The sequence below is a fragment of the Streptomyces cyaneus genome (genome assembly GCF_004028635.1).
In the GTDB taxonomy this organism is placed as follows: Bacteria; Actinomycetota; Actinomycetes; order Streptomycetales; family Streptomycetaceae; genus Streptomyces; species Streptomyces cyaneus.
On the sequence record NZ_ML138678.1, the window covers coordinates 1387253 to 1399857 of the forward strand.

Here is a 12605-nt window from a genome sequence, read left to right on the forward strand (position 1 = left end):
CTCCCCTCTGTCCTCTCCTCCGTCAGCCATGGGCAGTACGGTGTCCCCCATGCGCCCCGACACGCCTGCCGAAAACGTCGACCACACCGCCGAAGCGGCACGCCTGGAGCGAACCGCCGGCCTCTACCCCGAGGACGCCGAGGCCCTGCTCCTCCAGGCCGCGGCCCACCTGGAACTCTCCGGCGACCGCCCCGCCGCGACCGCGCTCTACGACCGCCTGCTGTCCTCCTCAGCCGGCCTGGAGAACCCCTATCTGGTACGAGCCCTCAAGGCCTCGAACCTCTGGGAGTACGGCCACGAGGCCGAGGCGAGGGCGATCATCGAAGGCGTCCGCGCGGCCTCCCCCCGGGACCCGGCGCCGTGGGTGATCGTCGCGGAGGCCCTGGAGTCGCACGACGAACTCGAGCAGGCCCAGGAGACGTTCTCGGAGGGCGCCCGCCTCCTCCTGACGGACGTCCCGGAGCCCCCGTACTCAACACACCCCCTGCTGTTCGGCCGCCACCGCGTACGCCGCATGCTGGGCGTACCCCACGACGAGTGGGACACCCTGGCGGACACGCTCCACTCGATGCCGATCTCCCTGGACGAACTCCACGACCCGAAGCGCGTCTGGTCCCTCGGCTCCGAGAACCCAGCAGAACTGGAGGCAGAGATCTCCCGCCTCCGAGCCGAACTGGGCGCCTACCGGGAGGCCCTGTCCCGCCCGTTCCCGGTGGCGGTACTGCATTGGACGGCGGGTGAGCTGGCGGAGCTGACGACGGCCTATCCGTCACTGTCCGCCGAGTACACCTCCCACGAGGATCACCTGACGACGATAGAGGCGTCACTGCGGGAACTCTCCGCCTCCGGCACCCCGAACCTGGGGATCGTCACGGGGACGGTGCCGTCGTACGAGGCCTTCGCAGCATCGGAGGGAGCCTCACCGGAGGACGCGACCTTGCTGCCGCAGTATGCGACGACGCTGGCGGCGAGGGGGCGGGCTGTGGCTTGGCCGCCGCAGCGGGGGGCGGGGTGCTGGTGTGGGTCGGGGCGGCAGTACGGAGAGTGCCACGGGGCGGAGCCGCAGCTCTGAGGCAGCCCACTTACCCATGCCAGCCGGCCGAGGCGGCGGTTTGCCCCTCGGTACAGGCGCCGGGCAATCAGCAGCAGAACTCGCAACCTCACTCTCGGTAGACGGGTGGGGTGTTGGTGTACGCATGGCCTGTGGGCGAGGTCCAGGTAGTGGTGCCGGTGTGCGCATCCCGGGTGACCTTCCAGCCGGGATGGTGGGTCTTGAGCCGATGATGTCGGCGGCAGAGCGGCTGCAGGTTGTCCGGCACCGTCTGCCCACCCCGCTCCGGATGGCGGTGATTGAACGGCCGAACATGGTCAAGATCGCAACGGTGCGCAGGCATCCGACAGCTGGGGAAGGCGCAGTACTGATCCCTGGCGATCACATGGCGTTCCGTCTCGACGGTAGGCCGATAAGTAGTGGGATCGGTCTTGATGAGCAGCCCGGTCTCCGGCGCGGTGAGGAGCCGCCGCCAGATGGTCCCCGGCGCGAAGGCGAGCTCCCGCGCTTGTGAGGCGGTGATGGGCCCGTACCCCTTCAGCTCGGCCGGCCCGTCCTCATTCCCCACCAGGATGTCGAAGGGAACGGTCACCTGCACCACGACACCCGCTCGTCCTGCCCCACACGCACGGCCTGCGCCGGCCTCGGCGCCCGAACCGCCAACTGCACCAGGCTGGTTGACGACCAGGTCGAAGAGCGCATCGACCCTCTTCTGCTCCAGACTGCGCCCGTCCTCGGCGTAGTCCTGGGCCCGACTGTCCACAGCCTGCTCCATGAGGGCGGCTTGCTGCGCGGGCAACACGGCCCCGAACAGGGCCATCCCGTCCTCGTCCGGGTGGTGAAGCACCCGGCGGTCCCGCACCCGCTGCTGGTGCCGCCGCTCGGCCCCCTCAGGGTCGGCCCGCTGGACTTCCTGGCGTAGCGCGGCCCGCGTCTGCCCGGCCGCCTGTGTGGGCATCTTGGCCGCCATCACCTGCTCGACCTGAGCGGCCACGCTGTCATCGACGACGCGCAGCTGCTCGGCGAGCGTCTGCGCCTGGATATAGGAGATCTGGCCGGCGGCAAGGAGCCCAGTGGTGGTCTCATGCCGGGCAGCCAACAAGGTGGCCGCCTCCAGACGCCGAGCAGCAGTCTGATTGGCCAGCCTCAGCGCACAGGCGACTTCCTCCACAGCCGCGTCCCAGTCAGCGGCGAAGACATCGTCGAGCTTCCCGCCCGCGGCAAGGATCATCTCCTCGGGCGTATCGGTATGCGCCGCGACAGCCGCCAGCACTTCAACCTGCTTCGCCTGCAACCAGGACAGATGCTGCTCCAGCACGACGAGCGCATCAATCCGCCCCCGCGCCGACAACTGCGCCAGATCCATCCCACCCAGCAGCCCGGCCGCCTGAGCCGACGGCCCCGCCTCCCGCAGCCCCGCCACCCACTCATCCAACGGCCCGGACAGCACTACGCCCAAGCCTGCGGCGTCGCCCTCCCGGCCGTCCGACTCCAAAGCAGGTGACGCCCCGCCCCCGGCGCTCGCCGGATCGGTCCCGACATCGGCCACGGACACGACACTCACCCCCTCACAGCCCTCGACGGCACACCGAACTCGCGACGAGCCCCGAATGGGTCGACACCGCCATTATCGCTTACGCAGAGTAATGACACCAGGTCAATCCAGTACTCGAAAGAGTGAACTAACAACAAACAAAGACACGAGCAAGCCTCCTCCCGCCCCTCGACGGACCGCACCGCCCCACGGACGGACGCCCGCCAAGCCCACCCGGCGGGCCCCATAACGCGATCGCGCCCACCCACCGGCCACACGCCGCTTGACCCACCCGGCGTGCCGCCAAGACGCGGACGCGCCCCCAACCCCGCCCCACCACGCAGCCGACCCACCCACCAGCCAGCCTGGGCCACCCGCCTTCCCGGGCCGCCCGCTCGCTTCTCCCCCGTGCTGGAGCGGGCCGGGTCAAGGGTGGCCCGGAGGGCCATCGGCGCAGCCGACGCGGAACGCAGCGCAGCGGAGTGAAGCGCCCTTGACGCGGCCCGCGGAGGCACGACACTGACCAAGAAGCGGGCGGCCCGACGGTGCCGATCAACTGACGCGTTCGAGGCTGGTTGGTTGCATCCGTCCGAGACCGTCCGCGCGAGCGCCGGCAGAATTGCCCCGTGCCCCATCTCGTCCCGTCCTCCCCCTCCGTCTCCGCTCGGATGAGCAAGCAGACCTCCCGCGACACGGCGCCCGAGGTGGCGGTGCGACGCCTCTTGCACGCCGCGGGGCTTCGTTACCGGGTGAATGTGCCGGTGCCCGGCATGCCTCGCCGCACGATCGACATCGTCTTCACCAAGGCCAAGATCGCGGTGTTCCTGGACGGCTGCTTCTGGCACGGCTGCCCAGACCATGCAACGCAACCAAAGGCAAACGCAGAGTGGTGGCGGAACAAGCTCGACAAGAACATGGCTCGCGACAGCGAGACCACTCGGCATCTGGAAGCAGCGGGCTGGACGGTACTGCGCTTCTGGGAGCACGAACACCCCGCCGTAGTTGCCCAATCCGTAGCCGCGGCGAGGAAACTTGCCACCGAGCCCGAAGCCCGGCCGACCAAGCGCCGGTGACACTCACGTCGCCATGCCTGGAGCACAACCCATTGTCCGACCCTCGCAATAGGGTCACCATTGATCGTATTTATCGGCTGTACCTCGAGGCGAGGAAATGACGACCGACTGGCAGTTCGACGTTCCCACCGCCGGAAGCAAGCGCCTTCCACCCGACGCGCGCTACATGGAGGCCCTCAGCAGCCAGGGTTACGGCTTCGAGGTGGCCATCGCCGACCTCGTGGACAACTCCATCGACGCCGGCGCGAAGGACGTCGTGATCCACTTTCTCCGGGACGGCGATCAGCTCGTCAGTCTCCTCGTGGTTGACGACGGCAAGGGCATGACGGATGAAGAGCTGGACATCGCGATGACCGTTGGGGGCCGTCGCAACTACGCCGAGAATTCCCTCGGCATGTTCGGAACAGGTCTCAAATCCGCCTCTCTGAGTCACGCCTCTTCGGTGACGGTCGTCAGCACGACCAAACGCACCCGTACCGCCGGGCGCCGCTGGCTGATGGAGCGCGCCGTTTCCGGTTTCGAGTGCGACATCGTGGACCCGTCCTACGCCCAGACGCTCATCGACCGGTATGCCGAGCGGCCCATCGTCTGGCAGGGCACGGTGATCCGCTGGGACGGGGTCAAGGACTTCCCGAAGCATGGTGGGGGTGGCCAGACCGACCGCTACCTGCAGCGCACCATCAACAAGCTTGGGCTCCATCTGGGCCTGTATCTGCACCGGTTCCTCGCGCGAGACGACTTCAACATCACTGTCGCAGTCGAGGATGTGCGTACGGGCACCGTCTATCTGGACTTCGGCGTCGAACCTCTGGATCCCTTCGGCTACCCGGTCAGTGGCCACCCCGAGTACCCACGCCAGTTCCTCGCAACTGTGCCTTCCACAGGGAACGTACAGCTCACAGGCCACATATGGACGCCCAAGTCCAATCTCGACGAGTACAAGGCCGTCGGTTCCGTCACCGACCGTCAGGGCTTCTACTTCTACCGGCACAACCGACTGGTTCAGGCAGGCGGTTGGAACAACTTCCGGCAGCCGGAGCAGCACCTCTCGCTCGCCCGCGTGGCCATCGATCTGCCCAGCGCGGCCAACGACGTCTTCCGCCTCACGGTGAAGAAGGCAGGCGTGGAGGCATCACCGGAATTCACATCCGCCCTTGAGGATGCCGTCGACTCCGATGGCCGGACCTTCCTCGACTACTTGACCGAGGCGGACGGCGTCTACCGCGATGCACGCAAGCGAGCCGGCACCACGCGCAAGGCAGTCATCCTTCCGGGTAAGGGCTTCGATCCCGCCATACGCGAGACGATCGCCGACGAACTCCCCGCAATTCCGCACGCGGAGCCAATCTCCGTGCGTTGGCAGAAGCTCGACAACAGCCTCTTCTTCGACATCGATCGCGGTGACCGAATCATCACCCTCAACCAGCATTACCGAACGGCAATCCTGGGCGGTCGACGTGGCGGCCTCAACGACGCCCCGCTATTGAAGTCTCTGATGTACATCCTCCTGCACCAGGTCTTCGAGAAGGAGTACAGCGGCAGTCGCGAGAAGGACAACCTCCAGCTGTGGCAGTCGATCCTGGTGTCTGCTGCCCGGGCCGAACTCGACAAGGTGGCCGACGATGACTGAGCGCCCTCATGTCCCGTGGACGGAGGTCGAGTACTTTCTCGGCAAGGGTCAGGCCACCACGTTCCCTCTCTCCCCTCGTTCGGTCCATCCTCAGGTCTCGTACGTCGTCGGCCACGGTGGACGGGACATAGCCCTCCACGTCGAACTCGATCGTCGGCACCGTCCGCCTCGCTCCTCTCTGCCCACGATTCGTATAGATCAGATTGCGGATCGGGGCATGAGATTGGCGCGTATCAGTACCACTCAGGTGACGCTGATGCGCGACTTTCATGACCTGCTGACAGCGGTCGCCGACCGCATCGTGACGCACGGCCGCACTCTGGACCAGGCCTTCGAAGAGACAGTGAGGGCTTGGAGCGCATTGCTGAGCCGTCCTCGTGGCCTGAGTACGCAGAAACGTCTCGGCCTCATGGGAGAACTTGCGACGATGCACTGCATCGCGGGCAAGCAGGGATGGCAGACCGCTGTCGAGGCCTGGACCGGGCCGGAAGCCGAGGAGCACGATTTCGGACTGCCCGGCTATGACCTCGAGGTGAAGACCACCGCATCCGAACGCCGCCGGCACACGATCCATGGCATCGGCCAACTCGACCCCGCCCCGGAACGCCCGTTGTGGTTCGTTTCGGTACAGCTCACCCGGGGCGGTGCCAACGGACGAACCCTCTCCGAGTGCGTCCGAGCCGTACGTGCTGCAGTGGGGGAGCATGCTCCGGCATCCCTGAACCATCTGGAACGACAACTGGCGGCATCTGGTTGGGCGGAGGATTCCTCCGACGACGAGCGCTGGACGCCTCGATCCGATCCGATCCTTCTCGATTCGTCCGCGTTGCCGCGATTGGATGCGTCTGCGCTCTCTGACTTCGCTTGGGAACGAATCACCGATGTCCAGTACACGATCGACATCACTGGCCTGCAACCGACCCTCGAACCACCCTCTGTCCTGACCGACTTCCGCCTTCCGTAAGAAGACTTGAGGACTTCTCCCCATGAACAATGAAGCAACCGTGCGGATCACACTCCACAAGTCAGCTCTCGGGGGCATGCAGGCCAACCGCCCCAAGAATCTGCAGCGCGCTCTCGATTACCAGGCCGAGGACGAGGGACCCGAGGCCGAATCCCTTGCGAGCGAGGCAGACTTCCAACATGCGCTCCGCTCCTCGCACTCCACGGACCAGTTGGTGGAACTGTGGCGCAAACAACTGACGCAATGGGACTACGCAGAGGGGCCGGACTGGTCGGACACAGAACCGCGCACCGAAGAACGGCGGACCGCGATTTTCGCGCTGTTGGGCCTGCAGGAGGAGACGCGAGAACTGCTGAACTCCTTGGTCCCCGTGCCTCGCGCCACCGGCGCCGTAGTCATCAGTGACGACTTCACACCTTGGTACACGCCCCAGTCGCAGCAAGGGCGCAGTTGGTACTGGCCCGCCTATCGCCGTCTTCTGGAAGAGGACAAGAAGTGGCCGGAGACCGCGGTAGCCGCTCTGGACACCGCCTCGGACCGTGTTGTCGAGCGCCTCGCGAATCCAACCGACGAGGCGGTTTACCAGTCCAAGGGTCTGGTCGTCGGATACGTGCAATCCGGAAAGACCGCCAACTTCACAGGTGTCATCGCCAAAGCCGTGGACGCCGGTTATCGCCTGGTCATCGTCCTCGGCGGGACGCTCAACCTGTTGCGCGCCCAGACCCAGCGTCGACTCGACATGGAACTCGTCGGCCGTGAGAACATCCTCCGCGGCGCTGCGGAGTACGAGTCCGACTACGCGGACGATCCCGCCTGGTCAAAGGGGAAGTTCCTTTCTCATAAAGGCCTTCCATCCACTCTCGGAGCCTTTGACATCGTTCGTATGACGACCAGGGACAACGACTACAAGAGTCTCCTTCAGGGAATCGTCGCTCTCGAATTTGAGAAGCGGGAGCCCGCGCTCCCGCTCTACCATCCGCAGAACCTGCACCGTTCTTCTGCACGCCTGATGGTCGTGAAGAAGAACAAGTCGGTACTCACCAAATTGGTGCAGGACCTGAACAAGATCAAGACTCCGCTCTCCGAGATCCCGGTCCTCATCGTCGACGACGAGTCGGACGAGGCTTCGGTGAACACGGCCAACCCGAACAAGCCCGACGCCGAGCGCACGGCCATCAATCGTAAGATCTCGGAGCTTCTGCGCATGCTGCCGCGAGCTCAGTACGTCGGCTACACCGCCACGCCCTTCGCGAACGTCTTCGTCGATCCGAGCGACACCGAGGACATCTTCCCGAAGGATTTCATCGTCTCTCTGCCGCGCCCTGACGGATACATGGGTGTTCAGGACTTCCACGACCTGGATTCCGTGATCCCGCACGAAGAGCGCACGTTCGCCAATTCGAACGAGAAGGCTCACGTGCGTGACGTCGTTCTCTCGGACGACGAGGACGACACCGCGCTGCAAAAGGCCATGGACATGTTCGTCCTGACCGCGGCGATGAAGCTCTATCGCGAGGAGAACGGCCTGGGCGACCGGTACTTCCAGCACCACACGATGCTCATCCACGAGTCCGTGCGCACTGAAGCACATCGAGAACTCCTGGGTCGCGTGACGAAGTTGTGGTGGGAATCCGGCTATACCGGTGCCGGCGGCCATCAGCGGCTGCGCAAGCTGTTCGAGACGGACCTTCTGCCGGTGTCCCAAGCGCACGCCGACGGGCACGCCGTCCCTTCGTCCTACGACGATCTCGCTCGACATATCGGCGCTGCTGCCATGCGCATCGGCGGCGACGACCAACCGATCATCGTCGTCAATGGCGACAAGGACATCGAGACGGGCGAGGCCGACTTCGACAAGCGCTCCATCTGGAAGATCCTCATCGGCGGCCAGAAGCTCGCTCGCGGCTTCACCGTTGAGGGACTCACCGTCACCTATTACCGGCGCCGCACGAACAATGCGTCGACCCTGATGCAGATGGGCCGATGGTTCGGCTTCCGCAAGGGTTATCGGGATCTGGTGCGCCTGTACCTCGGTCGAGAGGAAACCATGGGCACCAAGGAGATCGACCTGTACGAAGCCTTTGAGGCAATCTGCCGCGACGAGGAGACCTTCCGACGCGAACTCCAGCAGTACGCCGAACTCATCGACGGCAGGCCTCAGGTGACGCCTGCACAGGTGCCGCCACTCGTATCGCAGCACCTGTCATGGCTGAAGCCGACCAGCCCCAACAAGATGTTCAACGCGCAGCTCGTCAACAAGCGGTCGCCGGGGCAATGGGAAGAACCCACAGCCTATCCCGTCAGTGCTCCCGCACTGCGCCACAACACTGGTTTGTGGCTGCCTGTGCTCGACTCCCTGTCAGCGACCCCGACTTCATTCGAGTACACGTTCTCCGATTCGATCCATCGGTTCAACGCGCTGACTGGCAGGCTCTCCGCCGACTCCTTCCTCACACTGGTCCGCTCACTGAAGTGGGGAGCCGAATCACAATTCGCCCCACACCTTGCTTACTTGAAGGAAATCTGCGGATCATCGCAAACCGCGGTCGACGACTGGATTGTCCTTGCCCCTCAGCACTCGACCGGGAACAAGAAGGTCGCGGTCGGCACGTCGAGTCGCTCGTTCTCATGGTTCGCCCGACAGCGCCGGCGTGGTCCGGTGTTCGGTGCTATCCGTGACCCGAAGCACACAGCCACCGCATATCGCATCGCGGGCGCTCTTCCGTCGAGTGGCGATGCCGCCACCGAGCAGTACGTCGCGGAACGGCGGGGAGCCGTAGTCCTCTATCCGATCATCGAACCGCAGAACAGGGCCGAGGCCGAGAGCTCGGGTCGGATCGATCCGAGCAAGTTGGTCATGGCCTTCTCCTTCGTAGCCCCGGCTTCCGCTCGGGGCCACGACGGCAAGGCTGTGGTGTTCACCACCATCGACTCTTCCGACGACGCCATCATCACCAAGGAACAGACCTGATGCCCTCATGACCTGAAACATTCGTCCTGTGGGGAGCTCCTCCCCTGGCGGCGCCCCACAGGACTTCGCGCGTCGGTCCATCGCTCTACTCTGAAACCGCGCAGGCCGGTCGTGCACAGCGGGCAGGGGGAGCAGACACGTATGCAAGAACGCCGATTCACCGTGATCGAACTCTGTGCAGGGGTCGGAGGCCAAGCTCTTGGTCTCGAGCAGGCCGGGTTCGATGTGGCAGCAGCGATCGACATCGACGAAGACAGCTGCGACACGGTCTCTCACAATCGACCCCACTGGTACACGATTCACGGGGACCTGAAGCGCATCGACCCGTTGGACCACGCGCCCCTGGACCATGCTGACGTGCTGAGCTGCGGCCTGCCCCGTTCCCCGTACACCATCGCGGGGAAGCAACTCGCCACCGTCGACAAACGCGACATGTTGCAGGCGGTCCTCGACATGGCGTCCTTCGTGCGCCCCCGCGTTCTCCTCATCGAGAACATCCCGACGTTCCTCCAGGCCGGTAAATTCGAGGCCGAGCGACAGAAGGTCCGGGAGACAGTCGAGGATCTCGGCTACCAGATGACGTCGTCGGTTCTGACGGCGACGGACTTCGGTGTGCCCCAACAGCGGCCCCATGGATTCATAGTCGCCATGCACCCCGAGGACTTGGCCTGCTTCGAGTGGCCGGGCCCGATCCAGGGTCGATGCCCGACCCTCGGGGAGACCTTGTACGAGTCGATGGCGTCCCGAGGGTGGCCCGAGGCGGCGGACTGGGCCGCTCGCGCCTGCGAGCCGGCCCCGTTGATCATGGGGGGCGCCACAGGACGCGGGGGCGCCGACCTGGGCGCAAGCCGAGCAAAGGCCATCTGGGCTCGTTGGGGTGTCTACGGCGGAAGTATCGGCGACATCACACCCGGACCCGACTTCCAACTGAACCACGACGTCGAACCTCGCTTCGGCCTACCACGCCTCACCGTCGACCAAGTGGCACTGCTTCAGGGATTCACCTCCGACTGGAAGATCCTCGGCAAGAAAACCTCCGCCTACCGACAGATCAGTCAGACGACACCACCTCCGGTCGCGGCCGCTCTGGGACGCCAAATCGCCATGGCACTCCGTAGGTCACCTCGTACATGATCACGGAGCCTCGTCACAGCAAGCGACAGTCAAACCACTCAGTGCACATGCGCGGACTCCCGCACGATGCCTGCTTGATCACCATTAGACTCTCCTCCCATGGCCACCATCTCGCCCGACACCACAGCCGGTGCAATCCCGGCCGACTCATCGATCACAGTGGTCGATCTGTTCTCCGGTGCGGGCGGATTCTCGGCAGGATTTCGCGCCTACGAGCCCGACGGCCCCGGTTCCTCACCCTTCCAATCCGTTGCCGCGGTCGAGTTCGACGAGGCAGCGGCGGCCACGTACGCAGCCAACTTCGGCAGCTCGCATGTCGCCAACATGGACATCGCAAAGTGGGACGCAAGGCCGTACGCGGGCAAGGTCGACGTGATCATGGGGGGACCGCCATGCCAGGGCTTCTCCGCGCTCCACAGGAACAATCCCGAGAAGCCCAAGGCTGACGACCCGCGAAATCGTCTCTGGGTCGAGTACGTGCGAGTGGTCAAGGCCATCCAGCCCAAGATCTTCGTTCTGGAGAACGTGGACCGTTTCCTGGTGTCCCAGGAGTTCGAGAGTCTTAAGGAAGCCACCGCTAAAGACGGAGCGCTGGCCAACTACACGCTCCGGTGGAAGGTGCTCAACGCTGCGGACTACGGCGTTCCTCAGGCACGCAGGCGAGCCATCGTCATCGCGACCCGGAACGATCTCGGCGAACCGCTGGAGCACCCGCGCCCCACGCATGCCCGTGAGGCCGGCCCCGCACAACCCAGCCTCGACGATCCGGACAGTTCGTCGAACGAGCTTCTCGGCTGGGTCCCGGTCGGTCCGACGGTTTTTGCCCACACGCCCGTGGACGCCCCGGACTTGGACCTTCCCGATCGCACTGACAAGCCGCTGGGTGTCGTGCTGGCAGGCCCTTACAAGACGACCGAGCTCCACATCGGTCGCAACCCCACAGCCCTGTCGAGGGCTCGATACAAAGCCATCCCACCGGGCGGCAACCGTCACGACCTGAGAGACAAGTGGGAAGTGATCCAAGGCGTCAACACGTATCTGTCGACGACCAGCTGGGACAGGCACAACAGCGGCTCCGGAGACGTTATGGGGCGCATGCACTTCGACCGCCCGTCTGTGACAATCCGTACCGAGTTCTACAAGCCTGAGAAGGGGCGTTATCTCCACCCGGAGAGCAACCGGCCGATCACCCACTACGAGGCAGCACTGATCCAAGGCTTTCCCGCCGACTTCAACTGGTTCGGCAGCAAGATTCAGATCGCTCGGCAGATCGGCAACGCAGTGCCCGTCGGCCTGGGCCGTTCCCTGGCCCAGGCCATCCACGAGCGTCTAAAAGGGTGAGTAAGGCTTGTCGAGGCTGACACCCTGGTTCGGGATGGGCGTTGGTATCTCCCTCTCCTTCCCTCGGATCGGAGCTTCGGCGAAGAGTTCCGCGAAGCGACGGACCAGCACATCCACCGATTCAGAAGGGGCCCGGCCGTCGTCCGGCCCGAAGGGCAAGTTGTCCATGGGGACAGGGCCGGCGTTCTCGGCCTCGTCGATCCAATATCGGCGCGCTTCGGTATCCGGACCGACGTCGGGTGCGAGCACGTCGTATACGAGCGTGCTTGCCGCGGCATTGATCGCCGTGCCCAGACCGTTCACCTGTCGGCCTGTGCTCACCACGCCCTTCTCCAGCAGCCGCACAACGGCTCGTGCCGTTGGCCGGTGGTCGATGACCTCAAGACGCAGCATCGTGTTCAAGACATCCTGATTGCCACACGCGACTCGGGTCGGCTCGTAGTCGTCCCCATCCCTGAATATCTCGGCGGCCCACCACAAACGGGCAAATGTCTGCTTGTAGTGCACGCCGACGAAGCGATCTGCTGTCGCGCGTTCGCCTTCCTTGGTGTTCCCCCTGTGCCGCCACAGGACGTAGTCCGGCGCCACCACCAGGGCAAGAAAGTTCCAAAGCCCGGTGTCCGCCGCCTCGCGCCTCGTCATTCTGAGCGTCGCGTGCAGTCTCGGGGCGAGCCAAGCATCAGCCGTGGCGCGATCACCGCCGTGCCGCCGCATTGCGGCATCAATCAATTGCCGTACAGGTAGGACGTCCCAGCGCGATGCCGCCGGTTCGATCGGCCTACTCGCTCGCAGGAGAGCCACTCTGGGCGGGCGCTCGCTTCCTGAGAGAACGCTGTGCGTGAGGTACTTGGATGCAACGATGTCCGGCAGCAGGGCGATCTGCTCCGGGAGGTCCATGGTTGAACGG

At 64.9% G+C, this 12605-nt stretch carries 9 protein-coding genes; 7 read left to right on the forward strand and 2 right to left on the reverse strand.

From position 1 onward, the window contains the following. Positions 1 to 49: 49 nt before the first annotated feature. Positions 50 to 1072, forward strand: coding sequence for an SEC-C domain-containing protein (locus EHO50_RS06185; RefSeq protein ID WP_128428739.1), 1023 nt, complete (start codon positions 50 to 52; stop codon positions 1070 to 1072). An 88-nt stretch (positions 1073 to 1160) separates the two neighbouring features. Here the strand turns inward: EHO50_RS06185 and EHO50_RS06190 are convergent, their stop codons facing one another. Continuing rightward, entirely contained in the window at positions 1161 to 2606 is a 1446-nt protein-coding gene (locus EHO50_RS06190; RefSeq protein WP_246101033.1) for an HNH endonuclease signature motif containing protein, read from the reverse strand. Between the two features lie 647 nt (positions 2607 to 3253). On the opposite strand from EHO50_RS06190, the gene EHO50_RS06195 reads away from it, so the two are divergent. From EHO50_RS06195 to EHO50_RS06220, 6 genes are all read left to right on the forward strand, one after another. Continuing rightward, positions 3254 to 3658: a very short patch repair endonuclease gene (locus EHO50_RS06195; protein WP_128428740.1), complete on the forward strand. Its 405-nt coding sequence runs from the start codon at positions 3254 to 3256 to the stop codon at positions 3656 to 3658. 97 nt (positions 3659 to 3755) lie between these two features. Then, complete coding sequence (locus EHO50_RS06200) at positions 3756 to 5288, forward strand: ATP-binding protein (protein ID WP_128428741.1); 1533 nt, start codon at positions 3756 to 3758, stop codon at positions 5286 to 5288. Beyond that, the gene (locus tag EHO50_RS06205) at positions 5281 to 6252 is read left to right on the forward strand and encodes a PD-(D/E)XK motif protein (protein ID WP_128428742.1); all 972 of its coding nucleotides are present in this window, start codon (positions 5281 to 5283) and stop codon (positions 6250 to 6252) included. Before EHO50_RS06200 ends, EHO50_RS06205 begins: the two co-directional genes overlap by 8 nt. 22 nt (positions 6253 to 6274) lie before the next feature. Next, entirely contained in the window at positions 6275 to 9223 is a 2949-nt protein-coding gene (locus EHO50_RS06210; protein WP_128428743.1) for a Z1 domain-containing protein, read from the forward strand. Positions 9224 to 9334: 111 nt separating this feature from the next. After that, positions 9335 to 10357, forward strand: coding sequence for a DNA cytosine methyltransferase (locus tag EHO50_RS06215; protein WP_246101034.1), 1023 nt, complete (start codon positions 9335 to 9337; stop codon positions 10355 to 10357). A 99-nt stretch (positions 10358 to 10456) separates the two neighbouring features. Beyond that, positions 10457 to 11698 (forward strand): DNA cytosine methyltransferase, encoded by a 1242-nt coding sequence (locus tag EHO50_RS06220; RefSeq protein WP_128428745.1) that lies wholly within the window; start codon positions 10457 to 10459, stop codon positions 11696 to 11698. Here the strand turns inward: EHO50_RS06220 and EHO50_RS06225 are convergent. Then, positions 11687 to 12595 (reverse strand): DUF6339 family protein, encoded by a 909-nt coding sequence (locus tag EHO50_RS06225; RefSeq protein WP_246101035.1) that lies wholly within the window; start codon positions 12593 to 12595, stop codon positions 11687 to 11689. The two genes, EHO50_RS06220 and EHO50_RS06225, sit on opposite strands and share 12 nt — an antisense overlap. Positions 12596 to 12605: the final 10 nt, after the last annotated feature.